Source organism: Roseovarius sp. A-2 (assembly GCF_002072155.1).
Lineage (GTDB): Bacteria > Pseudomonadota > Alphaproteobacteria > Rhodobacterales > Rhodobacteraceae > Roseovarius.
Genome location: NZ_BDIY01000001.1, coordinates 50856 through 77163, shown reverse-complemented (window position 1 = coordinate 77163; position 26308 = coordinate 50856). Strand labels below are relative to the sequence as shown.

Sequence of the window (26308 nt, the reverse complement as noted above, 5' to 3'; positions counted from 1 at the left end):
TCCAAACAGAATCAATCGGGATTAAAATTATCCACTCACCGTGCGCTCTCGCCGAACATCGTGATTCGAATTGCTGTTTACGAGGGCTTCGAATCATGCCTAATCTCGCGCCGAACCGACGAAAAACGTCGCCTACCCAGCCGTGCGAAACACTCGGGGTGAAAATGCCTAAGCAACTGATATTGTGTGATTGTTCCGCGTCTCAAGCGCTAGACGCCGCGGGGTTGGAGGCGGCCACCGGACTGCCCTGCTCGCGGCTGCACAGCGCGCTTTGCACCGACGAGATCGGGTCGGCGGCCAAGGCGATCGAGGGGGGCGAGGCAATTATTTGCTGCGCGCAGGAGGCCCGGGTCTTCGAGGAACTGGCCACCGATCTGGAGGCCGACGCCCCAGCCCTTGTCGACCTGCGCGACCGCGCGGGATGGTCCGATGATCCAGCCCCGAAACTACCCAAAATGGCCGCATTGCTGGCCGAGGCGGCCCTGCCGCCCCCCCCGGAGAAGACCCTCGACGTGGTCTCAGAGGGGCTGTGCCTGATCATCGGGGCCTCCGATGTGGTGCTGCCTGCGGCCGAAAAACTGGCCCCCCTTCTGGGGGTCACGGTGATGCTGACAGATGACACCGACCCGCCCGAGGCCCGCGAGTTCGACGCAATTCGGGGCCGCATCACGCAGGCAAGCGGGGCATTGGGCCAGTTCGAGCTACGCCTCGACGCGCTGCAACAGGTCAATCCCGGCGGGCGCGGCGTGTTGAGTTGGACCGCATCGCGTGACGGCGGGCAAACGCAATGCGACGTCATTCTTGACCTCACCGGTGGTACGCCGATGTTCCCCGCCCCGCAGAAACGCGAGGGCTATGTGCGCGCCGATCCGGGCAGTCTATCGGCGGTGTCGGACGCGGTGTTCGAGGCGGCGCAACTGATCGGCACCTTCGAGAAACCGCTTTACGTGGCGCTCGAGCCGCTGATTTGCGCCCATTCCCGCGCCGAGCAGACTGGCTGCAACAAATGCCTCGACATCTGCCCCACCGGCGCAATCTCACCCGATGGCGATCATGTCAGCATCGACCCGATGATCTGCGCGGGTTGCGGCGCCTGCGCCGCGCGCTGCCCCTCGGGCGCGATCACCTACGACGCGCCGCCCCCCGACATGACGTTTCGGCGCATGCAAACGCTGGCCTCTGCCTATCGCAAGGCTGGCGGTGAGGTGCCGCGCCTTCTGGTGCATGACGCCAGCTTTGGTGCCGAGATGATCCGCCTCGCCGCGCGCCACGGGCGCGGGCTCCCCGCCGATGTGATCCCGCTGGAGGTGTCGGCGTTGTCGGGCTTTGGCCATGCCGAGATCCTCGCAGCCCTCGCCTCGGGCTTTGGCGCGGTATGGGTTTTGCTGTCGCCGCGCACCGAGCGTGACGCGCTCGATCAAGAGGTGCCTCTGGCGCAGGCCATGGCGGGTGGCGCAGCTGTGGGGATGCTCGACCTCGGTGATCCCGACGCGCTCTGCGATGCGCTCTATGATGCGCAGCCTGCCCGGGCGCTGTCCGAACCGGTCCTGCCGATGGGCAGCCGCCGTCAGGTGGCGCGCCTCGCCGCCCGCGCGCTGAACACCGGGGGCGGCACCCTGCCCCTGCCGGATGCCGCCCCCTATGGGACGGTGCTGGTCAACACCGAGGCCTGCACGCTGTGTCTCTCCTGCGTCTCGCTCTGTCCCTCGGGCGCGCTGATGGATAACGAGGATCTGCCGCAGCTGCGCTTTCAGGAGGATGCCTGCCTGCAATGCGGCATCTGCGCCACCATCTGCCCCGAAAAGGCAATCACGCTGGCACCGCAGATGAACCTCGACGACAGCGCACTTACCCAGGTGGTGCTCAACGAGGAAGAGCCCTTTGCCTGTATCGAATGCGGCGTGCTATTCGGATCGAAATCGACCATCGAGCGGATCACCGAGAAGCTGGCGGGCAAGCATTCGATGTTCGCCACCTCGGATGCGGCAAAGATGATCCAGATGTGCGAAGGCTGCCGGATCAACGCGCAGTTCCACTCGCACGACAACCCGTTCGCCGCCGGCCCGCGCCCGCGCGTCCGCACCACCGAGGATTACCTCAGCAAGCGCAAGGATCATTGAACTTGAATCGGCGCGCCCAGATCGGCGGGGGCCATCTCCGCCACATAGGCCAGGATCGCCTCCACCTCGTCGAGCGTCACCTCGACGGGGACGATGGGCGACGGCCGGTTGATCGGGAACGGCGCTGTGACATCCTCGACCTGCGTGAAAGCAGCATGCGGCCTGAGCACGTAAAAACTTTGGAACCGCGCGGCCCAGTCGGGCATTGTGCGCAGCACGGCAAAGGACGGTGTGGAGCCCATGGCGTTCATCCGGTTTTCCGGAGCCACGACATGACAGCGCCCGCATTGCACCAGCGACACCCGCTTGCCCTCGGATGCGTTGCCGTCAAAATCAAGTGTGACCTCGGCCTCTTCGGCCACCTCCGCCAAGGTAAAGACTGCGCGGCCCGCGACCTCGTAGCTGGTGACGGTGCGCTGCCCGATCTCGGAGGTCAGCCAGTCGGCGAACCGCGCGGCCCCGGGGTGATCGCCGTCACGCGAGATGCGCCAAAGACCGCCTTCCCCCTTGAACACTGCGCGCCCCGCCTCGGGGCCGATGGTCATCTCAGCCGGATCAACCGGGCCGACCACCTCGATCCGCACCCCGGTCTTGAGCGAGAAGCGAGGCAGCAGGTAATCGAGCAGGCCAGTCTCCACGAGGGCGGCAGGCGCGCTCAGCCGAAATCGCTTGTCATCGGCGCGCGCCTGCTCCACGTCCAGCATGAAGCCAAGAGCCGCAAGCACGATCCACAGGCGGTTTGCCAGTTGAGAAATCACTCTGCGCATACCCAAGCCTAGAAAAGCGCCACTGTCGGCGTCAAGTAGTCTGAACCACGAAGGGAGAAACCGATGAGCGACGATTTCAACATGTCGATGCGCAAATTCCTCAAGCAGGTGGGGGTCACCTCGCAGCAGGCCATCGAGGAGGGGCTGCGCGAAAAGGGTGCCACGACAGGACAGGAATTCGAGGCCAAGGTGGTCCTGACCGTCGACGGGCTCGATATCGAGCATGTCGTGACCGGCACGATCAAGGGGCAGGGCTGACGTGGCATTGACACGAGAGAGCGTGCTCGCGGCGCTCAAGCAGATCACCGATCCGGTCAGCGGATCGGATATCGTGGCCGCAGGCGTGATGCGCGCGCTGACCGTCGATGGCGGCACGGTGCGCTTCGTGCTGGAGATCGACCCGAGCAAGGCCGAGGCCTATAGCCCGGTGCGCGACGCGGCCGAGGCGGCCGTCAAGGCGCTGCCGGGGGCCGAAACGGTTTCGGTCGTGCTCACCGGCCATTCGGCCAAGGCCCCACCCGATCTAAAACCCGGCAAAAAGGCCGAGCCGAAGGGCCCCGAAAAGGTGCCCGGCGTCAATCACCTGATCGCCATCGCATCGGGCAAGGGCGGCGTCGGCAAATCCACCGTCTCGGCCAACCTCGCCTGCGCGCTCGCCGCCGAAGGCCGCCGCGTTGGGCTTCTGGACGCCGATGTCTACGGGCCTTCGCAACCGCGCATGCTCGGCGTGTCGGGCCGCCCCGCCAGCCCCGATGGCAAGACCATCCTGCCGATGCGCAACCACGGTGTGACGATGATGTCCATCGGCCTGATGACCAATGAGGGGCAGGCGGTGGTCTGGCGCGGCCCGATGCTGATGGGCGCGCTGCAACAGATGCTGATGCAGGTGCAATGGGGCGCGCTCGACTGTCTGCTCGTGGATCTGCCGCCGGGCACGGGCGACGTGCAGATGACGCTGGCGCAAAAGGCGCAGGTGGATGGTGCGATCATCGTCTCCACCCCGCAGGACGTGGCGTTGCTGGATGCCCGCAAGGGGATCGACATGTTCAATCAGTTGCATGTGCCGGTGCTGGGCATGATCGAAAACATGTCGACGCATATCTGCTCCAATTGCGGGCATGAGGAGCATGTCTTCGGCCATGGCGGCGTTAAGGCCGAGGCCGAAAAACTGGGCGTGCCGCTGCTGGCGGAGATCCCGCTGCATCTCGACATTCGGCTCGCCTCGGATGGTGGCGCGCCTATCGTGGTGTCGAAACCCGACAGCGCGCAGGCACAGGCGTTTCGCGTCGTGGCGCGCCAACTCATTGCACAAGGCGTGGCATGAGCGCGCCCAACTTTCCGCCGCTGATGTCGAGCCTTGCCGTCGAGGGGGCCATCGACCCGTTCGAAAAGGCCTGCGCCATGGCGGCCTTGGGCTGTGACGCAGGCCTGATCGTGCATAACGTGACGGCCAATCACCTGCTGGCCGCGCTCGTCATGGCCCCCGAGGTTCCGCTCGAGGACGCGATGGCGATGCTGCCGGCCTGCGGCGTGGGCTTTCAGAACGCGCTCGGCGCGCTCGCCCCGCCCGAAGTGGCCGTGCACCTGGAATGGTCAGGCGGGCTGCGCGTCAACGGCGCGGCCTGCGGGCGGCTGCGGGTGGCGGCGAGTGACACCGCACCGGATGCCGAGCCCGATTGGCTCGTAGTCGGCCTTGAACTGCCGCTGATCCAGATCACCGAGCGGCCCGGCGACGCGCCCGACCAGACGGCCCTTTATGACGAAGGCTGCGCCGAGGTCGATCCCGTCTCCCTGCTGGAGGCATGGGCGAGGCATACGCTGGTCTGGATCAACCGGTGGGAAGAGGGCGGCACCAAGGTGCTGCATTCCGAATGGCGCGGTCTGGCCCATGGCATCGGCGAGGACATCACCCTCGACGGGTGCCGCGGTACCTATCTCGGCGTTGACGAACGATTCGGCTTGCTGTTGCGCGATACCGATACCACCCATCTCATCCCCCTCAGCACCCGTCTGGAGACCCCGTAGTGAAGCTTGCCCGCGCGATACATTTCGATGAAAGCGACCAACGCGTCTATCACAGCCCGGCCCGCACCGGCGAATGGTGCATTTCCGGCGGATTCGAGTTTTCCAACTGGTCCGAGGCCGACCTGACCGGCAAATCCCGGCAGGCATTCGCCAATGGCTGGCTCGGGCTGGAAACATTCGGCCGCGTGACCTTCATCGCGGTGACGCAGATCGAAGAGGCCGAGGTGGAGACGCTATCACGCGCTCTCGCGCAACATTTCGTGGACATCTACGGCGCGCCCTCGGTCGAGGCCGCCTTGCCCGTGGCGCGGGACGAACTGGCGCAGATGATCGAGCTTTGCGAGGATCACGCGCCCAACACGCTGCTCACCGTACTGCGTGAGTTGACCGAGGCAGGCGTGCGCGAGACGTTCAGAGTGATCGAGGCGCAGGAGGCAGAGCTCGAGCAATTCGCGATCCACGGCTCGCTCGACGAATAACGGCGCATTTCCAGCGGATGAAAGAGAGGGCGTGGTTGGCCCGGCACGGTCGCAGCCGTAAGCCGCGCATGGCCATAGCGGTCAATGGCAACAACAGACCAATCCAACCCGCCGACAGGAACGCGCCCAATGCCGCAAAGACCCGCACATGCCCGACCTGGCGGGGCATCTCGGGCGCGCGCCGCTCGCATGTCAGCGCGGCTGGCACCGAGGGGACGCGCGCGTCAAACCGGTTTCACCCGTCCCGGCGACTGAAATCGCCGAACTGTGCAATATTGCGACAGCGCCCTGCGCGCCCTCTGGCCCTTTGGGCGCGAGACAGGTAAACGCGAGGGCAATCAAAGCGACCCGGCAAAGGCAGACATACCCGATGGCACGTCATCTGATCACCTCGGCGATCCCCTATATCAACGGGATCAAGCACCTCGGCAATCTGGTGGGCAGCCAGCTTCCCGCCGACCTTTTCGCCCGCTATTGTCGCGCGCGAGGCGACGAGGTTCTGTTTCTCTGCGCCACCGACGAGCACGGCACCCCCGCCGAACTGGCCGCCGCCAAGGCGGGCCAGCCGGTAGCGGACTATTGCGCCGAGATGTGGCAGGTGCAAAAGCGTCTCTCCGACGGCTTTCGCCTGAGCTTTGACCATTTCGGGCGCTCCTCCAGCCCACAGAACCACCGGCTGACCCAGCATTTCGCCAAGCGTCTATACGAGCAGGGGTTGATCCGCGAGGTGTCAGAGACGCAGATGTATTCGCCCACCGACGGGCGCTACCTGCCCGACCGCTACATCGAGGGCACCTGCCCGAATTGCGGCTTTGACTCGGCGCGCGGCGATCAATGCGACAACTGCACCAAGCAGCTCGACCCGGTCGACCTGATCGAGCCCCGCTCGGTCATCTCGGGTGCGACCGATCTGGAGATGCGCGAGACCAAGCATCTCTATCTCTGCCAGTCGCAGATGAAGGACGAGCTGGAGGCGTGGATCGACAGCAAGACCGACTGGCCGATTCTCACCACCTCGATCGCCAAGAAATGGCTCAATGACGGCGACGGGCTGCGGGATCGCGGCATCACCCGAGATCTTGACTGGGGCATCCCGGTCAAGCGCGGTGACGAGGACTGGCCCGGCATGGAAGGCAAGGTGTTCTATGTCTGGTTCGACGCCCCCATCGAATACATCGCCTGCGCGAAGGAATGGGTCGACGCGGGCAAAGGCAGCGATTGGCAACGCTGGTGGCGCACCGACAAGGGGGCAAGTGATGTCACCTACACCCAGTTCATGGGAAAGGACAACGTGCCCTTCCACGCGCTCAGCTTTCCCGCCACGATCCTGGGATCGCGCGAGCCGTGGAAGCTGGTGGATTACATGAAATCCTTCAACTACCTCAATTACGACGGCGGCCAGTTCAGCACCTCGCGCGGGCGCGGCGTGTTCATGGACCAAGCGCTGGAAATCCTGCCTGCCGATTACTGGCGCTGGTGGCTGCTGAGCCACGCGCCCGAAAGCTCGGACGCCGAGTTTACATGGGACAATTTCCAGGCCTCGGTGAACAAGGATCTGGCCGACGTATTGGGCAATTTCGTCTCCCGCGTGACCAAGTTTTGCCGTTCGAAATTCGGCGAAGAGGTGCCGACGGGCGGGACCTACGGCGCGCAGGAAGAGGCTTTGCTTGAGCGCCTGACGACCCGCATTCGCGAATATGAACACCATATGCAGGCGATGGAGGTCCGGAAATCAGCCGCCGCGCTGCGCGCGATCTGGGTCGATGGTAACGAATATCTGCAAGAGGCCGCCCCCTGGTCCACTTTCAAGGAGGACCCCGAGCGGGCCGCGATGCAGATCCGCCTGGCGCTCAACCTCATCCGCCTCTACGCGGTGCTCTCTAGCCCCTTCATCCCCGACGCCGCCGCCGCGATGCTGGCGGCAATGCGGACCGATGACACCTCCTGGCCCGATGACGTGCCGGGCGGGCTTGACGCCCTCGCCCCCGGCCACGCCTTCGACGTGCCCGAGGTGCTGTTTTCCAAGATCACCGATGATCAGCGCGAAGACTGGCAGGCGCGGTTCTCGGGCGCGCGGGACTAGACCAATCCTTTCGGAAATTCCGAAAACGCCTTTAAGCGGCTGGAAAAACCCGATCACCTCTACGGCAATTCGCTTGCCCACGGACGCCCCGCACCCCATCCCTAGATGGGAAGGAGACCCGTGCCATGCCCATGATCCATCTCAAGACCGCCCCCGGAGAGCCGCCCGCAACCGCCCGTGACGTAGCCGATACCGTGCAGATCATGCTGGCACGGCTGCGGACGAGCGGTGCGCAGGTGGCGCTGGAATATGCGCGGCAACTGGATGGCTGGAAAGGGGAGATCACTGTGCCCCGGGCCGAGATCGAGGCAGCCCGTGCGCGTGTGCCGCAAGCCCTGCGCGACGATATCGTCTGGGCGCATGACAATATCTCGCGCTTTGCCGCCGCACAGCGCGCCACGGCGCAGGACATGGAGATCGAGCTGCGCCCCGGGCTACGCGCCGGTCAGCGCCAGATCCCGCTTGGGGCGGCGGGCTGTTACGTGCCGGGAGGGCGCTATAGCCATATCGCCTCGGCGCTGATGTCGATTGCCACGGCGCGCGAGGCGGGCGTGCCCGACATCACCGCCTGTTCGCCGCCCTGCGGCCACGGCCCCATTCCCGACGCGATGCTGTTTGCGATGGATCTGGCGGGGGCCACGCGCATCCTGACCATCGGCGGCGTACAGGGCATCGCGGCGATGGGGTTTGGCCTATTTGGCGCGCCGCCCGCCGATATCCTTGTAGGCCCCGGCAATGCCTATGTGGCCGAGGCCAAGCGGCAACTATTCGGACCCATCGGGATCGACATGTTTGCAGGGCCGACCGACAGCCTGATCCTTGCCGATGACACGGCCTGTCCCGACACAGTTGCCGCCGATCTGGTGGGGCAGGCCGAACACGGGGCCAATTCGCCGGTCTGGCTGGCCACCACGCACAAGCCCTTGGCTGAGGCGGTGATCGCACGCGTGCCTGCCCTGATCGCTGCCCTGCCCGAGCCAAATCGCAGTGCCGCAGCCGCCGCCTGGCGCGATCTGGCCGAGGTGGTGCTCTGCGACAGCGCCGAAGAGATGGCGTGCTACGCTGACGACAAGGCCCCGGAGCATCTGCATGTGCAGGCCCGCGACCTGCCGTGGTGGCGCACCCGGCTGCGTGCCTATGGCTCGCTCTTCCTGGGTGAAAACACCACCGTCGCCTTCGGCGACAAGGCGGCCGGCCCTAACCATGTCTTGCCCACCTCGGGGGCGGCGCGCTACACAGGGGGGCTGTCGGTGCACAAGTTCCTCAAGACCGTTACCTGGCAGGAGGTGGACGAGCACGCGCTGCCCGATCTGGCACGCGTCACCGCCAATCTCAGCCGCGCGGAACGGATGGAGGGGCATGCCCGCAGCGCAGATATCCGCCTCGGCCCGGTTCCCGGTGCCGCGCAATCGACGGGGTAAGACGACCGCATGAAAACCGTGGGCATTCTGGGGGGCATGGGCCCCGAGGCCACCATTCTGTTGATGCAAAAGGTCATGGCGGCGGTGCCCGCGCGCGACGACGCCGATCACGTGCCACTGATCGTGCATCAAAACCCGCAGGTCCCGAGCCGGATCAAGGCGCTGATCGAGGGCACCGGCGAAGACCCCGGCCCGACACTGGCGCGCATGGCGCGCGATCTGCATGCGGCGGGTGCGCAGGCGCTGGCCATGCCCTGCAACACCGCGCATCACTATGCGCCTGCGGTGGCAGGGGCGACGCCTCTGCCGTTTCTGAATATGCTGGATCTTACGGCGGCCTCGCTCGCCGCGCAGGGCGCGCGGCGGGTGGGGATGCTCGCCTCGCCGGCGACACGGCTCGCGGGGGTGTTTGACGCGCCCTTCGCGGCGCATGGTCTGACGCCGGTCTTCCTGTCCGACGATGGCGACCTTCTAGACATCATCCGCGCGGTCAAGGCCGGTCAGGGCATCGCCAAGCTTGGCCCGCGCCTGACGGCAGAGGCCGGGACGCTTGTCGGTCAAGGGGCCGATCACCTGCTGGTCGCCTGCACCGAATTGTCGCTGATGACCGCCGCCCTGCCCGATGCTGTGCCGCAGACCGACAGCCTCGACTGTCTGACCACCGCCATCGTGGCATTTGCAAAGGGCTGACAGCCCGCCGCCCGCTCAGAGCAGCAAGCGCGGATCGGGCCCCATGTCGACCCCGGGAAACACCGCGTCCTGCAGCGTTGCACGTTCCAGACCGAAGGACTGCCGCATGATCCAGGCGGCATGCGCGCGCACATCGCGGGTCGGGCGTAGATCGCGACGCTCGTAGAGATCGGCCTCCGAGAGCCCCGGCCAATCGCCAATCACCCGTCCGCCCCTCAACGCACCACCCGCAAGCAGCATCGCGCCACCGGTGCCGTGATCGGTGCCGCGCGTACCGTTGAGCCGCGCGGTGCGACCGAATTCCGTCATCGCGACCACCGTCGTCCTGTCCCAGATCGCACCCAGTCCCTCGCGCAGGGTCAGGATCGCGGTCTGCAAATCCGAGAGCGCGCGCGGCAGGGTGTTGATCTGGCGGGCATGCGTGTCGAACCCGTTGAGCGAGAAGGCCGCAATGCGCGTGTCGCCGCGCAGCTTGTCGGCGGCGAAGCGGGCGATATCGGCGGTCCCGCCGCTCTGCCGCGCGGTCTGCATGCTCTGGCGCATGTCGCCCATGCCGACGTCGGGCATCGCGCTGCCAGATGCCGGCATGGACCCATCCGAGAGCGCCATCGCCTCTAGCATGGTATCGCGGAACAGCGGGTCATCATGCATCACCTCTTCGAGCAGCAGGCGCGCCTGCGGGCTGAGCGTAAAGGCGGCATCGGGCGACCAGTTGGCGACCGGTGCGGGCCCGCGCGTGAGCAGCATGTCCGAGCGCCCGATGGCAAAGGCGGTTTCCGCCTCGATGCCCGGCACGTGTTGCAGCAGGCGGTTGAGCCAGCCGTCACGAATACCGCGCGGATCGTCCGGACCGGTGCCCGCCTCGAGAATATCCTGTCCCTCGAAATGGCTGCGCTTGTCGCGATAGGGCGTCGAGACGGCATGCACGAAGCCCAATTCGCCCCGGTGCCAGAACGGCATGAGATCGGCAAGCCCCTGATGCAGTGCGAAAAATCCGTCGAGATCCTGCGGCGCGGGCGCATCGGCGGTCTGGCCCGGGTCCATGCCGGCGCGCAGCTGGCGGAACTCCGGCGCGCCAAGCGGTTGCACCACGTCGAGCCCGTCCATGCCGCCGCGCAGGATGATCACCACGAGGCGGTTGTCCCAGGGCGCGCTTGCCATGGTTACCGGCGTGACCAACGGGCTGGCCGCCAACGAGCAGCCCAGGGCCGTGGCGCGGGTCAGGAAGCGGCGGCGGGAAAGCGGGGCGGCGGACATCGTGAATCTCCTGTCACATGCGCTGGAAGGCGGCGGAGGCCAGCACGAGCCCCACCCCTTCGGCGCGGGTTTCCGCAGCGCGCGCGGCAAAGGCTACGCGGGGCGGCAGCGTCCGGCCAAAGGCTACGCGCGCCAGATCGCGCGGATCGGGCAGCGTCGGCAAGAACAGCACCGGCGCCTGCATCGCCCAGTTGAGCCGTGCCGCCAGACGCTGCGGCGTGATCCAGTCCTCGTCCGCCTCGGGCCAGCCATCGGGGCCGAGGGGCTGGCCCCAGGTCTGCCCCATCAGGCGCAGCGGCGTGAGGAACAGATCGTTCATCTCGCGCGGGCGGGCATGCTTGCTGAGCGCAGCGCCCGGATCGAGCGCGCGCAGCGCAGAGCCAATGAAATCAATCGGCTGTTTGACATTACCCACGGGCACATCCCAGGCCGAGGGATGATCGAGCATCGCCGCATAAACCTCGGTCAGGGCGCCGCCGGTTTCGCGATACCGGGTGGTCATCGCCTCGATCAGGCGCGGGTCGGGCCGATCCGCGACGAAATGCACCGCCAGCTTTCGGCACAGATGCGCCGCCGTCGCGGGATGCACGGCTAGTTCATCGAGCAGCGCGTGGATATCCTCCAGCCGGGCCCGCCCCGCCCCGCCATAGCTCTGACCGAGCACGGTTTCCGGCCCGGGTTGCGCATGATTCGGACGAAACCGGAACCCCTCTTGCAGGTCGAAACTCAGCCCGGTGAGCAACCGCGCCAGTTCCTGCACATCGCGCTGCGTATAGGGGCCATCCGCCCCGAGCGTGTGCAGTTCGAGCAATTCGCGCGCCAGATTTTCGTTGAGCCCACTGAGGCGTTTGGAGTTGCGCGCTTTCACGCTGTCGGGGCCGACCGACGCGGCCTGATCGAGATAGCGCAACATCAGCGGATGCGTCACCGCCGCGCGCAACAAGTCGGAAAACCGCCCCGCCACATGCGGCCGGATCGCCTCTTCGGCATATGGAATGGCCGCGAAATGCCAGGCCGCGCCCTGCCCCACAGCGGTGAAGTGGTCGCCCCAGAACTGCACCAGCCGCTCGCGCAAACCGTCGGTTCCATCGGCGCGCCGCAGCAGGACATTCGCATACCATGGGGCCGCCTCGCGGCGCAGGGCGCGAATGGCGCTGCGGCGGGTCTCACGCGCGCGCTCGAACGCCGCCTCGGACCCGTCCTTGCGCGCTGCTCTGCGGGTGTCACGCAGGCGGGTCTGCAAGGTCAGGACATGATCGAAACCGCCCACCGGATAGCGCCGCGCCGCCTCATCCGGGCCAGTCAGGCGCGCCAGCATCTCGGCAGGCGACGCAGGGGGCGCATGGCGCGCAGAGAGCCCGCAGCCAAAGCGTATCTCGGCACGTTCTGGATCGAAAGGCATCAACCGCTCCGACATGGGTGAACAAATTGGATGATATCATCATCGCGCCGCATGCGCACCTGATTCAGCACGTGTCGTCGGCGGGTTCCTGCCCGATCCTGCCGGACATCGCGCAGGACCGTGACGAGGGCCGAGGCGGCTGTCAGCCTGCGCCCTGCGCCGGGTCCGAACTCACCCGCACGAGGCGGGTGAGCGTGCCGAGACGCTCGCGTTGCCGCCCATCCGCATCGAAATTTGCGGGATCCAGCCAAAAGCCGAACGCCTCTTTCAGCGCGGGCCATTCGGTGTCGATGGCGGCGAACCATGCGGTGTCGCGGTTGCGCCCCTTGACCACCGTGGCCTGCCGGAACGTGCCCTCGTAGCTCAGCCCCAACCGCTGCGCGGCTCGGCGCGAGGGCATGTTGAGCGCGTCGCATTTCCACTCGAACCGACGATAGCCCGCGCCAAAGGCCCAATCCATCATCAGGTAAATCGCTTCGGTCGCGGCGCGGGTGCGCTGCAAGGCGGGGGCAAGGTTGATATGACCCGCCTCGATGCTGCCCGTCTGCGGTTTGATCCGCAGATAGCTGGCCACGCCGCCGACCTGTCCGGCATCGAGATCAGTAATCGCATAGAACAGCGGATCATCACCCGCCGCCGCCTCGCGCGCCCAACGGTGGTATTGCGAGGCCGAGGAAAACGGCCCGTAGGGCATGTAATCCCAGAGCGACGGATCGCCGCTCATCGCGCGGTGCAGGTCGCCCGCGTGCCGGTCCGCATCGAGTCGGTCGAGACGCGCATAGCGACCGACCAGCGGCGTGCCATCCGGGGCGGGCGGGGGCCGCCAATCCACCAGCTTGGGACCGCGGGGGCGGCTCTGATCCATCAGCGCGGTCAGTCCTGCGGAATGACGCGCAGCCCCAGTTCCATCAGCTGATCGCTGGTCGGATCCGAGGGGGCGTTCATCATCAGGTCTTCGGCGCGCTGGTTCATTGGGAACATGATCACCTCGCGGATGTTGGACGTGCCCGCCAGCAGCATCACGATCCGGTCGATGCCCGCCGCACAGCCACCATGCGGCGGCGCGCCGAACTGGAACGCGTTGACCATGCCGCCGAACCGCTTGCGCACCTCGTCCTCACCATAGCCCGCCAGCTCGAACGCCTTGAACATGATCTCGGGCCTGTGGTTCCGAATGGCCCCCGAGACCAGCTCATAGCCGTTGCAGGCAAGGTCATACTGATAGCCCAGAACCTCCAGCGGATCGCCGTCGAGCGCGGCGCGCCCGCCCTGCGGCATCGAAAACGGGTTGTGGCTGAAATCGACCTTGCCGGTTTCTTCATCCGCCTCGTACATCGGAAAATCGACGATCCAGGCAAACGCAAAGCGGTTTTGCTCAGTGAGGCCCAGTTCCTCGCCGATCACGTCGCGCGCCTTGGCCGCCACCCGCTCAAACGCCTGCGGCTTGCCGCCAAGGAAAAACGCCGCATCGCCCACGCCAAGCCCAAGCTGCTGACGGATCGCCTCGGTCCGCTCGGGGCCGATATTCTTGGCCAGCGGGCCTGCGGCTTCCATCCCGTCACCCTGATCGCGCCAGAAGATATACCCCATCCCCGGCAGCCCTTCTTTCTGGGCAAAGGCGTTCATCCGGTCACAGAACTTGCGGCTGCCACCAGTGGGCGCGGGGATGGCGCGAATTTCGGTGCCGTCCTGTTCCAGCAGCTTGGCGAAAATCGCAAAGCCCGAGCCGCGGAAATGCTCGCTGACATCCTGCATCTTGATCGGGTTGCGCAGGTCGGGCTTGTCGGTGCCATACCAGAGGGCGGCGTCGCGATAGCTGATTTGCGGCCAGACCTTGTCGACCGTGGCGCCCTCGCCGAACTCCTCGAACACGCCCTGAATGACCGGCTGGATCGTGTCGAACACGTCCTGTTGCTCGACAAAGCTCATCTCGAGGTCAAGCTGGTAGAAATCGGTGGGCGAACGGTCGGCGCGCGGGTCCTCATCGCGAAAGCAGGGCGCGATCTGGAAATACTTGTCGAAGCCCGAGACCATGATCAACTGCTTGAACTGCTGCGGTGCCTGCGGCAGGGCGTAGAATTTGCCCGGATGTTGCCGCGACGGCACCAGAAAATCGCGCGCGCCCTCAGGCGACGAGGCGGTGATGATCGGCGTCTGAAACTCGCGAAAGCCCTGATCCCACATCCGGCGACGCATCGCGGCCACGACGTCAGAGCGCAGGGTCATGTTGTGCTGCATCGCCTCGCGCCGCAGGTCAAGATAGCGATAGCGCAGACGCGTCTCCTCGGGATAGTCCTGCTCGCCGAACACCTGCAAAGGCAATTCGCCCGCCGCCCCGAGGATTTCCATGTCACGAATGAAAACCTCAATCTCGCCGGTAGGAATCTTGGGGTTCACCAGACCTTCGTCGCGCGCCTTCACCGCGCCATCGATTCGGATGCAGAATTCGCTGCGCAGTTTCTCCACCTCGGCGAAAACCGGGCTGTCGGGGTCGCACAGCACCTGTGTCACGCCATAGTGATCGCGCAGGTCGATAAACAGAACCCCCCCGTGATCGCGGATGCGATGCACCCAGCCTGCAAGGCGCACGGTCTCGCCCACGTCTGTTTTCGTCAAATCTGCGCAGGAATGGCTGCGATAGCTGTGCATGTTATCCTCTCCGAGCCCGGTCGCGGGCCTGTCTCTTGGGTCCGGGCCGATACACCTTGGCGGGGCGGCAAAGTCAAGTGCGGGGCGGGTCAGGGCCGGGCAAAACCGTTTACAGAACAGGGAAATTGCGCAAAAATACCTTTCACACGAGCAGGCTACCCGGAACAAACGGGCACAAGGAGAAGTTTGGTACGCCGTAAAGATGCCCTGGAACCGGGTGCCAGAAAGCGAGGTGTAGCATGTGGACCAAGGCTCTGGACAGATTTCTGACCCATCTTTTCAAGCGTGGACGGTTGCGCGTCACCTACCCTGACGGACAGACCCACGCCTATGGCCCCGGCGGCGACGCACCCGAGGCTGCGGTGACGCTGCACGACCCAACCCTGCCCCGCCGGATCGTAATTTCGCCCGACATGGCCATCGGCGAGGGCTATATGGACGGGACCGTCACCTTCGAGAGGGATGATGTCTACGGCTTTCTCAGCCTCGCGATCATGAATATCGCCGATCAAGGGCAGCCGTGGTTTCGCCGTCCACTGGAGGGGCTTCGCTGGCTCAAGCGGCGGCTGGATCAATTCAACCCGGCGACTCGGTCGCGCGCGAACGTGGCGCATCATTATGACCTGTCGGGCGAACTGTATGACCTGTTCCTCGACGAGGACCGGAACTATTCGTGCGCCTATTTCGCCCGTCCCGACATGTCACTGGAAGAGGCGCAAGCGGCCAAAAAGGCGCATATCGCCCGCAAGCTGTTGATCGAACCAGGGATGCGCGTGCTCGATATCGGCTGCGGGTGGGGCGGCATGGGCCTCGCGCTGGCGCGCGATTTCGGGGCCGAGGTGACGGGCGTGACGCTGTCACGCGAGCAGCATGCGATGGCCAATGCCCGCGCCGATAAGGCCGGGCTGGCGGGCAAGGCGCGGTTCGAGTTGATGGATTACCGCGACGTGCAGGGGCAGTTCGACCGCATCGTCTCGGTCGGCATGTTCGAACATGTCGGCGTGCCGCATTACGATGCATACTTTGCAACGGTCAAACGCCTGCTGAGGCACGATGGCATCGCGCTCATACATTTCATCGGGCGAGCCGGGCCGCCGGGGGCGACCAGCCCGTGGATCACCAAATACATCTTTCCCGGCGGCTATTGCCCGGCCATGTCCGAGGCGATGGCGGCGGTCGAACGGCACCGTCTGGTGACCACAGATGTCGAGGTCTGGCGGCTGCATTACGCCGAAACGCTGCGCGAGTGGCGCAGGCGGTTCGAGGCCAATATCGAGCGTGCCCGCACCCTCTATGACGAGCGGTTCTACCGGATGTGGCGCTATTACCTGATCGCCAGCGAGTTGACGTTCCGGCTCAACAATCAGGTGGTGTTCCAGTTCCAGATGAGCCCGCAACAGGACGCGGTGCCGCTCACGCGTGATTATCTCTATCGTGACGGTTCGGGCAGCGGGGCCGATACCGACACCGCACCGGAACGCCGTATCGCCTGATCCCGCAGTCACATTTGCGCCAACCGGGCGTGCGCGCCGTGGACAGTACCGCATGCCTGCCCCAAGCTATGCGCCAATCCGCCATTCAGGAGTTGCCCGATGTGGAGCCATCTGCTTGACCGTTTCCTGCGCGCGCTTGTCCAAAAGGGCAGCCTCGCTGTCACCTATCCCGATGGCACCTGCCGGAATTACGGCGATGGCAGCGGGTCTGCCGTCGGCCTGCGACTGCATGACGAGACCATCGTGCGGCAAATGCTCCTGAAGCCAGAGCTTGCCGCGGGCGAGGGCTATATGGAGGGGCGGCTCACGCTGGACGGGGACGACCTGCATGGCTTTTTGTCGCTGGTCAAGACGATGGGCAAGGGCAGCCGCCCACCCCGCCTGCTGCGCGCCATCAAGCGCCTGCGCAAGCTGCTCAAGCGGGTCGCGCAGCACAACCCTGCCGCGCGATCACGCCGCAACGTGGCGCATCACTATGACCTTTCGGGCGCGCTCTACGATCTCTTTCTCGACGAGGACCGGCAATATTCCTGCGCCTATTACGCGCGCCCCGACATGACGCTGGAAGAGGCGCAGGCCGCCAAGAAGGCGCATATCGCAGCCAAGCTGCTGACCCGTCCGGGGATGCGCGTGCTCGATATCGGCTGTGGCTGGGGCGGCATGGGGCTGATGCTGGCAGGCCAGCACGGGGCCGAGGTGACCGGCGTCACCCTGTCGGAGGAACAGCACAAGATGGCCAATGCCCGGGCCAAAAAGGCAGGGCTGGCGGACCGGGCGCGCTTTGAGCTGACGGATTACCGCGACGTTGAGGGGCAGTTCGACCGGATCGTGTCGGTCGGCATGTTCGAACATGTGGGCGTGCCACATTATCACAGCTATTTCGAGAAGATCCGCGAGTTGCTGAGCGAAGACGGCGTTGCGGTCATCCACACGATCGGACGCTCGGCCCCGCCCAGTTCGACCAACCCCTGGATCGCGAAATACATCTTTCCCGGCGGCTATGTCCCGGCGCTGTCAGAAGTCGCGCCGGTGATCGAGCGCGAAGGGCTGATGATAACCGATCTCGAGGTCTGGCGCCTGCATTACGCCGACACGCTGCGCCACTGGCTCGGCCGGTTCGACGCCAATATCGACAAGGCCCGCGCGCTCTATGACGAGAAATTCTGCCGGATGTGGCGGTTCTACCTCGTCGCCTCGGAGATGAGCTTTCGCGACGGGCACCATGTGGTGTTTCAGTTCCAACTGACCAAGCGGCACGGGGTGGTGCCGGTCACGCGCGATTATCTTTGTGGGGAGGACGTTGGAGCGGGTAACGGGAATCGAACCCGTAACTGAAGCTTGGGAAGCTTTCGTGATACCTTTTCACCATACCCGCATCTGAGCCGTTGAGATATGGCTTTGCGCGAAGGCGGTCAAGAGGAGAAAGCGGCGCGGTTTCAAACAAGACGTGCCCTGTCCCGGCGCACGCGATGCGCCACCGCACGGACCCCAGAACACAAAGACGCCGCCCGGATCACAACCCGGGCGGCGTCTTCTCTGTCCCTCGATGCGACCCGGCTCAGGAGGCCAGCGCACCTTTCGCCTGATCCACGATCGCGCCGAACGCGGCGGGTTCGTGCACGGCGAGATCGGCGAGCACCTTGCGGTCGACCTCGACCCCGGCCAAGGTCAACCCGTTGATGAAGCGCGAATAGGTCAGCCCCTCATCATGAGCGCGCACGGCGGCATTGATCCGCTGGATCCACAGAGCGCGGAAATTGCGCTTGCGGTTCTTGCGGTCGCGCGTGGCGTATTGGTTGGCCTTGTCGACGGCCTGTGCGGCCACCTTGAAGGTATTCTTGCGGCGGCCATAGTAACCTTTGGCGGCCTTGACGACTTTCTTGTGACGGGCGTGGGTAACAACCCCACCTTTGACGCGTGACATCTTTCAGATCCTCCTTGGGGCTTAGCGTGCGTAGGGCATCATCGGCTTGATGATACCTTCGTCGGCTTTGCTGAGCGTGGTGGTGCCACGCGCGTTACGGAGAAACTTGTTGGTGCGCTTGATCATGCCATGGCGCTTGCCGGCCTGTGCGGCCACAACGCGGCCAGAGGCCGTCACCTTGAACCGCTTCTTGCAGCTCGATTTTGTCTTCATCTTGGGCATTTCCGGCTCCTTTTCTAGGTCGGTAGGGACGCACGACTCGGCATGCCACGTCTGGCCGGTCCTGCGGATAGAGCGCGCCGTATACTCGGACGCCGGGATTAGTTCAAGAGGCCGGTTGCGGATTTCCGGCGTCGCTCAAATATAACGGGCGATCACCGAGATCAGCACATGTGGAAGGTCCGCGAAGCTATAGCCACCAGGCTTGTTGGCGATCGCCCAGAGGATCAGCCCGCCGCTCGCCATCAGGGTAAAAGAGGCCACCCTCGGTGCCCGCCGGTCCGACAGCGCCGAGAGAATGGAAGGGACGGAAAACACCCCCAGCACCATGCCGATAGCCATCGCGAGATCGGGATCCATCATACGCCTCTGGGAAATCGCTTGCGTCAATTGAGCAAGTCTACCCCGGATCGGTGGCGTAAATCAAACTTTCCTGACAGGGGGCCACGCGCAGGATGTTGGTGGTGCCCGGCACGTTGAACGGCACCCCGGCGGTGACCACGATCTGATCGGACTCCTCGGCATAGCCCTCGGCGCGGGCGGCGCGGGCCGCGTTGATCACCGCCATCTTGAAGCGGGTGAGTTCGCCGGTCATCACCGGATGCACGCCCCATGTCAGCGCCAGACGCCGCGCGGTGCCGCGAAGGCTGGTCAGGCCGATGATCGGCACCTTTGGCCGTTCGCGCGCGGTCAAGAGAGCGGTGGTGCCCGATTCGGTGTAGCAGCAAATCACCTTGATATCGGTGGTTTCGGCGATCTCGCGGGCGGCGGCAACGATACCATCGGCCACGGTCTGCCGGTTCGCGCGGCGGCTGGCCTCAATCACCTCGCGATAGGTCGGGTCGTCCTCGACCTCGCGGGCGACATTGTCCATCGTCTGCACCGCCTCGACCGGGTAATCGCCCGCCGCCGATTCCGCCGACAGCATGATTGCGTCCGCGCCCTCGTAGATTGCGGTGGCCACGTCCGACACCTCGGCGCGGGTGGGCATCGGGCTCTCGATCATCGATTCGAGCATCTGAGTTGCCACGATCACCGGCTTGGCCATGGCGCGGCACTTGCGCACCAGCCGTTTCTGGATCGGCGGCACGTTCTGCACCGGCAGTTCCACCCCCAGATCGCCGCGCGCCACCATGATGCCATCACTGACCGCGAGAATGTCGTCAAAGCATTTCACCGCCGCCGGTTTCTCGATCTTCGACATGATCGCGGCGCGCCCGTTCACCAGCACCCGCCCCTCATTCACATCCTCGGGGCGCTGCACAAAGCTCAGCGCCAGCCAGTCGACACCCAGTTCGCAGACGAATTCCAGATCGGCGCGATCCTTGTCCGACAGCGCAGCCAGCGGCAGGATCACGTCGGGAACGTTCACACCCTTGCGATTCGAGATCGTGCCACCCGCGACCACCTCGCAATCGGCATGGTCTGGCCCGCAGGTACGCACCCGCAACCGGATCTTGCCATCGTTGACCAGTAGATCCGCGCCCGGCTCCAATGCGGCAAAAATCTCGGGATGCGGTAGGTTCACGCGCGCGGCATCCCCCTCTGCATCGTCGAGATCGAGACGGAACGCGGCGCCTTCGATCAGTTCCTCTTCCCCGCGTGCAAAAGTGCCAACGCGCAGCTTGGGGCCCTGAAGATCGGCGAGAATGGCAATCGGACTGCCCGTATCCTCTTCGATCTGGCGAATGATGCGATGACGTTCGGCGATATCGGCGTGCTCGCCGTGGCTCATGTTGAGGCGAAAGACATCCGCCCCGGCCTCGTGCAGGGCGCGAATGGTGTCGTAATCCGAAGAGGCGGGGCCAAGCGTGGCCACGATCTTGACATTGCGGTGGCGTCTCATCTGTGCTCCTTCGTCTCTCGTCTTTCAGGCCTTGCCAAAAGCGATGTTATCGCTAACACAAGCTTCAATCGCCTTATTGCGCAATTCACATCCCGGCGCAACTGTCCTAGAGGAAGACCGAGGGAAATCCAACACGATGATGTATCAGCCTTATGAAATCGACGGGGCGGCACGCGCCACACGCTGGCTGGTGACCTGCGATCACGCGACCAATACGGTGCCGCCCTTCGTCAATGGCGGGTGCCTGGGCGTGGCGCCTGCGGACATGGCCCGCCACATCGCCTATGACGTGGGTGCGGCAGGGGTGGCGCGGGGGCTGGCGCAGGTCCTCGACGGTCCCGCGATCCTGTCGAATTTCTCACGCCTGGTGATTGACCCGAACCGGGGCGAGGATGACCCGACGCTGGTGATGAAACTCTATGACGGCACGGTGGTCCCGGCCAATCGCCACGCCGACGGGCCCGAGATAGAGCGCCGTCTGAACCGGCTCTACCGGCCCTATCACACCGCACTCTCGCAGCTTGCCGCCCGGCGCGACGACACGGTGATCGTCTCGATCCACAGCTTCACCCCGCAGCTCAAGGGCCGCCCGCCACGGCCCTGGCATATCGGCCTGCTCTATGCCGCCGACACGCGATTTGCCCGCCCGCTGCTGGCGCGGCTGCGCGAGGAACCGGACCTTTGTGTCGGCGATAACGAACCCTATGGCGGGCACCTGCCCGGCGACGCCATCGCGCGCCATGCCATTGCCCATGAACGGCCCAACGTGCTCATTGAACTGCGCAACGATCTGATCGAGACACCCGGGCAACAGACGGCGTGGGCCGCGCGCCTTGCGCCCATCCTGACCGAGGTGGCGGATATGATCGGCGTCTGACGGGGCTTGCATGCGCTCCACGCGCGCCACATCTTGACACCAAACAAAGGAGCTGAACCCATGGACGACCAGACCCGGATCGAACTCGAAGCCGCCGCGTTCCGCACCCTGCGCGATCACCTGATGGAAAAGCGCACCGATGTGCAGAATATCGACCTGATGAACCTCGCAGGTTTTTGCCGCAACTGTCTGAGCCGCTGGTATCAGGAGGCCGCCCATGCCCGCGACATCGCGATGACCAAGGACGAGGCCCGCGAGATCTTCTACGGCATGCCCTATGACCGGTGGAAATCGCGCTACCAGATCGATGCCGATGCCGAAAAGAAAGCTGCCTTCGAGGCCGCATTCGCCGAAAATGTGGGCGAAAAGGGCTGAGCAGGGTCGCTTTCCGGCAAGGCGCGGGCGCAGGGCCCGCTAGGGTCACGCCATGACCTACCGCCTGCATTACGCACCCGACAATGCCTCGCTCGTGATCCGCCTCGCACTGGAGGAACTGGGCGTGTCCTACGAGACCGTGCTGGTCGATCGCCGCGTGCGGGCGCAGAAATCGCCCGCCTATCTGGCGCTCAACCCAGCGGGGCTGATTCCGGTGCTGGAGACGCCCGATGGCCCCGTCTTCGAAACCGGCGCGATCCTGCTGTGGCTCGCCGACCGGCACGGCGATCTCGCCCCCGCCCCGGATCATTCGGCACGCGGCGCGCTGCTCAAGTGGCTGTTCTTTCTCTCAAACACGCTGCATCCGGCGATGCGTATGATCTTCTATCCCGATCAATATGCAGGCGCGGATATCGACGCACAGACCCGGCTGCGCACCCATATGCAGACCGAGGCTGCGCGCCATCTCGACACGCTGGAGGCGGCAGCAACGGCGCATCCTGACCTCTTCAGCGGGGCCAAACCCAGCGTGCTCGGCCTCTACCTGGGCCCGGCCTTGCGCTGGCTCGCGCTCTATCCTGCGGGGGAAACCGGCTGGTTCGATCTTGCCCGCTGGCCGATCTTGCGAACCCTCGCCCAAACCCTTGAGTCCCGCGCCAGCGCGATAGCCGCCGCCCGCGCCGAGGGGCTGGGGTCTGCGCCCTTTACCGCCCCCGGTCCCGCCGATCCACCCGAGGGTGTGGCGCTCTGATCCGCTCACATGTCAGGGAGACGCCCTTGCACGGTCGCTTTCGGACAAGTAGCTGTGACAGGAACCGGGGATAACGCCCGCGACCCACCCACGGCCCAAGGGAGCGCGCTATATGTTTCTATCCGTCTTCGACATGTTCAAGGTCGGTATAGGCCCATCCTCGTCGCACACGATGGGGCCGATGGTGGCCGCCGCGCGGTTTCTTGACCGGATGCGCAATGAGCCGTTCCACTATGCGGGGCTCAAGGGCTCGCTGCATGGCAGCCTTGCCTTTACGGGGGTGGGACATGCCAGCGACCGCGCGACGATCCTCGGGCTGGCGGGGTTTCGCCCCGACACCTACGATGCCGAGGCCGCCGAGACCACGCTCGAGGCCATCCGCGAGACCCATACCGTCACGCCCCCCGGCCTGCCCGAACTCAAATTTCACGCCAAGGACGACCTGATCTTCGATTTTGGCCCCAATCTTCCGGGCCATGCCAATGGCATGATCCTGATGGCCACCGACGCGCAGGGCGACGTCCTGCTGCAAGAGACCTATTATTCAATCGGCGGCGGTTTCGTGATGACCGAGGCCGAACTGGCAGCAGGCCGCAATACCGACGAGGGCGCGCCGGTGCCCTACCCGTTCAAAACAGCGGTCGAGATGCTCGATATGGCCGAACGCTCGGGCAAGAGCATCGCCGCGATGAAACGCGCCAACGAGGTGGCGCGCGGCGGGCCGGAGAACCTGCGCTCCGGCGTGGCGCGGATCTGGCAGGTGATGGACGATTGCATCGAACGCGGGCTCAGCACCGATGGTATCCTGCCGGGCGGCTTGGGCGTCAAGCGCCGCGCCAAGGGCATCCGCGACGCGCTGATCGCCGAGCGCGGCACCAATTTGAGCGCACCGCACAAGATCAACGACTGGATGAGCGCCTATGCCATGGCCGTCAACGAGGAAAACGCCGCCGGCGGGCAGGTGGTGACCGCGCCCACCAACGGGGCTGCAGGCGTGGTGCCTGCGGTAATCAAATACTGGCTTGACCACGTGCCGGGTGCGCATGAGGCCCAGATCGAGGAATTTCTGCTGACGGCGGCGGCGATCGGCGGGCTGGTCAAGTTCAACGCCTCGATCTCAGGTGCCGAGGCGGGGTGTCAGGCCGAGGTCGGCTCTGCCTCTGCCATGGGGGCGGCGGGGCTCGCGGCGGTGCTGGGCGGCACGCCCGCGCAGATCGAGAACGCGGCCGAGATTGCGCTCGAGCATCACCTCGGGATGACCTGCGATCCGGTGCGCGGCCTCGTGCAGGTGCCCTGCATCGAGCGCAACGGGCTGGGCGCGATCAAGGCCGTCTCGGCGGCCTCGTTGGCGCTGCGCGGCGATGGCACCCATCTGGTGCCGCTCGACGCCTGTATCGAAACGATGCGCCAGACCGGCGCGGACATGAGCGAGAAATACAAGGAAACGTCGCTTGGCGGGCTGGCGGTGAATATCCCCAACTGCTGACGCGGCCTTGCGCCCTAGCCCCGCTCCAGAAACCGGATCACCGTGTCGCCATAGCGCCGCTCTTCGATCACGTGCATCCCCTCGGGCGGGGTGATTGCGGCACTTTCCTCCCAGACGATCAACGCCGCCTCAGACACCCAGCCCCCGGCCAATGCCGCCGCAAGCGCCACCTCGCCCAGCCCCTTGCCATAGGGCGGGTCGAGAAACACCAGATCATGCGGCGCGGTCGGGCTCACGCCGGGCTTGCGTGCATCCTGAGCGACCACCCGGCACACCGCCTCGGCCCGGCAGAGGCCGATATTCTGCCGCAACAGGGACAGCGCCTTGCGCCCGCTCTCGATAAAGCTCGCCCTCTCGGCGCCGCGCGACAGCGCCTCCAGCCCGAGCGCGCCGGTGCCCGCAAAGATATCAAGCACATGCGCGCCCGTTACAGGATCGCCATACCCCCCCGCCAGCACGTTGAAGAGGCTCTCGCGCACCCGGTCGGAGGTCGGGCGCAGATGCGCCGCCGCATCGCCCTTGCCGACACTGGCCAGCGCCCGCCCGCGATGCGCGCCGCCGATGATCCTCACGATTTCAAGAGCGGTTTGAGATCGGCCCCGGCATCGGCCACCACCGCGGGATCGGCGGATTTCCCGGCATCAATCAGCCGCTTTCCCACCATATAAGCGCGCGGATCGTTCATCGCGTCCACGGCCAGCAACTGATCGCCACGGTAATACCAAAACGACACCGCCGCGCCGCCATCGCGGGTCACGATCCGGTCATAGCCGGTGCTGAGCCCGGCGATCTGCAATTTTACATCGTATTGATCTGACCAGAACCACGGCTGCGGCACGTACACCTGCGCGCGGCCCATGATATTGCCTGCCACGCAGTCGCCCATGTCGATGGCATTGGGCACGCTCTCCAGCCGCAGCCGCCCGCCCCGATGCGGGAAGGAGGCGCAATCGCCCACCGCCCAGATCGCCGGGTCCGAGGTGCGGCCCTGCGCATCGACGGCGATGCCGTTGCAGGTCTCCAGCCCGGCAGCCTCGGCGAGGCCCGTGTCGGGCACGATGCCGACGCCGACGATCACCATGTCCACGTCCATCTCGGACCCATCGCTGAGCCGCGCGCCGCTGACATGGCCGTCGCCCAGGAGATGCTCCAACCCCACGCCCTCGCGGATATCCACGCCGTGGCGGGCATGCAGCGCGCGAAAATAGTCCGACGTTTCCTTGGCGGCCACCCGTTGCAGGATGCGCTCGGCCATCTCGACCAGAACCACCTGCATGCCGCGCGATGCTGCCACCGCCGCCGCCTCGAGCCCGATATAGCCGCCGCCGACGATCAGCACCTTTGCTCCCCGCTGAAATCCCGGCGCCATCGCATCCACATCCGCCAGCGTGCGCACCACATGCACGCCCCCCAGATCGCCGCCAATCGCATCCGGCAGACGGCGCGGCAGCGAGCCTGTGGCCAGCACGAGATGCTCATACCCCAGCCGCTCCGTGCCCATCACCACCTCCTGCGCCGCCCGGTCGATACCGGTCACGCGCGTACCGGTGCGCAAGTCGATCTCGGCCTCGGCATAATAGCTCTCGGGCCGCAGGTAGAGCCGCTCCAGCGCCATGTCGCCCAACAGGTACTTCTTGGAGAGCGGCGGGCGCTGATAGGGCGGCACCGGCTCGTCTCCGATCAGGGTCACCGGGCTGTCATAGCCATCATTTCGCAGCTTCGCCACCAAAGCGGCACCTGCCTGCCCTGCCCCTACCACAACGACATCTGCCATCTTGATCTCCCGAGTTTCCCGTGGTCACCTGCCTACCATCCGCCTATATCTACATCCACACGCAATCCACCAGAACGACAAGGAGCGACCATGACCCTTTCCACTGGCGACAAACTGCCCGACGCGACCCTGCTGAAATTGGGCGAGAACGGCCCCGAAGAGGTGGCGCTGAGCGCCAGGACCGCAGACCGCAAGGTGGTGATCTTCGCCGTGCCCGGTGCCTATACGCCGACCTGTTCCGCAGCACATGTCCCGAGCTTTGTGCGCACCAAGGGGCAGTTTGACGCCAAGGGCGTGGACGAGATCATCTGCGTCAGCGTCAACGATCCCTTCGTGATGAACGCCTGGGGCGAGGCGACCGGCGCATCCGAGGCGGGCATAACCATGCTCGGCGACCCGCAAAGCGCCTTCACCAAGGCGATCGGGATGGACTTCGACGCGCCGCCCGCAGGCCTTCTGGCACGGTCCAAGCGTTATGCGATGTATGTCGAGGACGGCACCGTCAAGGTGCTGCATGTCGAGGAAAGCCCCGGCACCTGCGAGGTAACGGCGGGTGAATCACTGCTGGCCGAGATCTGAACCTGACACCGGGTGCGAGGGGCCAGCCCCTCACGCTCCCCGGGGACAGTTGCGGCCAGAAGAAACACCACCCGGTTTCTTTATGGCCCAA

The 26308-nt window shown here is 65.3% G+C and carries 26 protein-coding genes and 1 tRNA gene; 15 read left to right on the top strand and 12 right to left on the bottom strand.

Translation table 11 applies throughout. The annotated features are described in order from the left end of the window. Window positions 1-164 precede the first annotated feature (164 nt). Window positions 165-2120, top strand: a complete 1956-nt coding sequence (locus BHD06_RS00395) for a 4Fe-4S binding protein (protein WP_080455011.1) — start codon at window positions 165-167, stop codon at window positions 2118-2120. Here BHD06_RS00395 and BHD06_RS00390 read toward each other — a convergent pair. Then, window positions 2114-2887 carry a hypothetical protein gene (locus tag BHD06_RS00390; protein WP_080455010.1) on the bottom strand — a complete coding sequence of 258 codons (774 nt, stop codon included), beginning with the start codon at window positions 2885-2887 and terminating at the stop codon, window positions 2114-2116. The genes BHD06_RS00395 and BHD06_RS00390 overlap by 7 nt on opposite strands. A 63-nt stretch (window positions 2888-2950) precedes the next feature. Here BHD06_RS00390 and BHD06_RS00385 point away from each other — a divergent pair, with 63 nt between their 5' ends. From BHD06_RS00385 to BHD06_RS00355, 7 genes are all read left to right on the top strand, one after another. Next, window positions 2951-3145 (top strand): DUF6494 family protein, encoded by a 195-nt coding sequence (locus BHD06_RS00385; RefSeq protein WP_080455009.1) that lies wholly within the window; start codon window positions 2951-2953, stop codon window positions 3143-3145. Between the two features lies 1 nt (window position 3146). Then, entirely contained in the window at window positions 3147-4211 is a 1065-nt protein-coding gene (apbC, locus tag BHD06_RS00380) for an iron-sulfur cluster carrier protein ApbC (RefSeq protein WP_080455008.1), read from the top strand. Next, window positions 4208-4912, top strand: coding sequence for a biotin/lipoate--protein ligase family protein (locus BHD06_RS00375; protein WP_080455007.1), 705 nt, complete (start codon window positions 4208-4210; stop codon window positions 4910-4912). Before apbC ends, BHD06_RS00375 begins: the two co-directional genes overlap by 4 nt. Next, entirely contained in the window at window positions 4912-5391 is a 480-nt protein-coding gene (locus tag BHD06_RS00370) for a DUF6505 family protein (RefSeq protein ID WP_080455006.1), read from the top strand. Before BHD06_RS00375 ends, BHD06_RS00370 begins: the two co-directional genes overlap by 1 nt. A 370-nt stretch (window positions 5392-5761) precedes the next feature. Continuing rightward, window positions 5762-7474, top strand: coding sequence for a methionine--tRNA ligase (gene metG / locus BHD06_RS00365; RefSeq protein ID WP_080455005.1), 1713 nt, complete (start codon window positions 5762-5764; stop codon window positions 7472-7474). Window positions 7475-7599: 125 nt separating this feature from the next. After that, a complete protein-coding gene (gene hisD, locus BHD06_RS00360; protein ID WP_080455004.1) occupies window positions 7600-8895 on the top strand; it encodes a histidinol dehydrogenase in 1296 nt (431 codons plus the stop codon). A 9-nt stretch (window positions 8896-8904) separates the two neighbouring features. Beyond that, window positions 8905-9585 (top strand): aspartate/glutamate racemase family protein, encoded by a 681-nt coding sequence (locus BHD06_RS00355; protein WP_080455003.1) that lies wholly within the window; start codon window positions 8905-8907, stop codon window positions 9583-9585. Window positions 9586-9600: 15 nt separating this feature from the next. Here BHD06_RS00355 and BHD06_RS00350 read toward each other — a convergent pair whose 3' ends face one another. The 4 genes from BHD06_RS00350 to aspS form a co-directional block, all read right to left on the bottom strand. Beyond that, the gene (locus tag BHD06_RS00350) at window positions 9601-10842 is read right to left on the bottom strand and encodes a DUF1501 domain-containing protein (protein WP_080455002.1); all 1242 of its coding nucleotides are present in this window, start codon (window positions 10840-10842) and stop codon (window positions 9601-9603) included. A gap of 13 nt (window positions 10843-10855) precedes the next feature. Continuing rightward, complete coding sequence (locus BHD06_RS00345; RefSeq protein WP_080455527.1) at window positions 10856-12244, bottom strand: DUF1800 family protein; 1389 nt, start codon at window positions 12242-12244, stop codon at window positions 10856-10858. Between the two features lie 142 nt (window positions 12245-12386). Beyond that, window positions 12387-13109, bottom strand: a complete 723-nt coding sequence (locus BHD06_RS00340) for a GNAT family N-acetyltransferase (protein WP_080455001.1) — start codon at window positions 13107-13109, stop codon at window positions 12387-12389. An 8-nt stretch (window positions 13110-13117) separates the two neighbouring features. Further along, entirely contained in the window at window positions 13118-14893 is a 1776-nt protein-coding gene (aspS, locus tag BHD06_RS00335) for an aspartate--tRNA ligase (RefSeq protein ID WP_080455000.1), read from the bottom strand. Window positions 14894-15132: 239 nt separating this feature from the next. Between aspS and BHD06_RS00330 the strand changes: the two genes are divergently transcribed. Both BHD06_RS00330 and BHD06_RS00325 read left to right on the top strand, forming a co-directional pair. Further along, entirely contained in the window at window positions 15133-16386 is a 1254-nt protein-coding gene (locus BHD06_RS00330) for a cyclopropane-fatty-acyl-phospholipid synthase family protein (RefSeq protein WP_080454999.1), read from the top strand. Between the two features lie 99 nt (window positions 16387-16485). Then, window positions 16486-17721, top strand: a complete 1236-nt coding sequence (locus BHD06_RS00325; protein ID WP_080454998.1) for a cyclopropane-fatty-acyl-phospholipid synthase family protein — start codon at window positions 16486-16488, stop codon at window positions 17719-17721. Here the strand turns inward: BHD06_RS00325 and BHD06_RS00320 are convergent. The 5 genes from BHD06_RS00320 to pyk all read right to left on the bottom strand — a co-directional run bounded on the left by BHD06_RS00320 (window position 17688) and on the right by pyk (window position 20375). Continuing rightward, window positions 17688-17761: transfer RNA gene (locus BHD06_RS00320), tRNA-Gly, on the bottom strand. The genes BHD06_RS00325 and BHD06_RS00320 overlap by 34 nt on opposite strands. Window positions 17762-17944: 183 nt before the next feature. Continuing rightward, window positions 17945-18310: a 50S ribosomal protein L20 gene (gene rplT / locus BHD06_RS00315; protein ID WP_080454997.1), complete on the bottom strand. Its 366-nt coding sequence runs from the start codon at window positions 18308-18310 to the stop codon at window positions 17945-17947. Between the two features lie 21 nt (window positions 18311-18331). After that, window positions 18332-18532, bottom strand: coding sequence for a 50S ribosomal protein L35 (gene rpmI / locus BHD06_RS00310; protein WP_080454996.1), 201 nt, complete (start codon window positions 18530-18532; stop codon window positions 18332-18334). Window positions 18533-18667: 135 nt separating this feature from the next. Continuing rightward, a complete protein-coding gene (locus tag BHD06_RS00305; protein ID WP_080455526.1) occupies window positions 18668-18889 on the bottom strand; it encodes a hypothetical protein in 222 nt (73 codons plus the stop codon). Between the two features lie 40 nt (window positions 18890-18929). Then, window positions 18930-20375 (bottom strand): pyruvate kinase, encoded by a 1446-nt coding sequence (gene pyk, locus BHD06_RS00300; protein WP_080454995.1) that lies wholly within the window; start codon window positions 20373-20375, stop codon window positions 18930-18932. A 136-nt stretch (window positions 20376-20511) separates the two neighbouring features. Here pyk and BHD06_RS00295 point away from each other — a divergent pair, with 136 nt between their 5' ends. The 4 genes from BHD06_RS00295 (at window position 20512) to BHD06_RS00280 (ending at window position 23864) form a co-directional block, all read left to right on the top strand. Continuing rightward, entirely contained in the window at window positions 20512-21252 is a 741-nt protein-coding gene (locus BHD06_RS00295; protein ID WP_080454994.1) for an N-formylglutamate amidohydrolase, read from the top strand. Window positions 21253-21312: 60 nt separating this feature from the next. Beyond that, complete coding sequence (locus BHD06_RS00290; protein WP_080454993.1) at window positions 21313-21627, top strand: DUF1244 domain-containing protein; 315 nt, start codon at window positions 21313-21315, stop codon at window positions 21625-21627. Window positions 21628-21679: 52 nt separating this feature from the next. Next, entirely contained in the window at window positions 21680-22378 is a 699-nt protein-coding gene (locus BHD06_RS00285) for a glutathione S-transferase family protein (RefSeq protein WP_080454992.1), read from the top strand. Window positions 22379-22490: 112 nt separating this feature from the next. Continuing rightward, entirely contained in the window at window positions 22491-23864 is a 1374-nt protein-coding gene (locus BHD06_RS00280) for an L-serine ammonia-lyase (RefSeq protein ID WP_080454991.1), read from the top strand. A 14-nt stretch (window positions 23865-23878) separates the two neighbouring features. On the opposite strand, the gene rsmD is transcribed toward BHD06_RS00280, so the two are convergent. Both rsmD and BHD06_RS00270 read right to left on the bottom strand, forming a co-directional pair. Continuing rightward, complete coding sequence (rsmD, locus tag BHD06_RS00275; RefSeq protein WP_080454990.1) at window positions 23879-24436, bottom strand: 16S rRNA (guanine(966)-N(2))-methyltransferase RsmD; 558 nt, start codon at window positions 24434-24436, stop codon at window positions 23879-23881. Continuing rightward, window positions 24433-25638, bottom strand: coding sequence for an NAD(P)/FAD-dependent oxidoreductase (locus BHD06_RS00270; protein ID WP_080454989.1), 1206 nt, complete (start codon window positions 25636-25638; stop codon window positions 24433-24435). The genes rsmD and BHD06_RS00270 overlap by 4 nt, the downstream gene beginning before the upstream one ends. 90 nt (window positions 25639-25728) lie before the next feature. Between BHD06_RS00270 and BHD06_RS00265 the strand changes: the two genes are divergently transcribed. Continuing rightward, window positions 25729-26217, top strand: coding sequence for a peroxiredoxin (locus tag BHD06_RS00265; RefSeq protein ID WP_080454988.1), 489 nt, complete (start codon window positions 25729-25731; stop codon window positions 26215-26217). The last annotated feature ends 91 nt before the right edge of the window (window positions 26218-26308 follow it).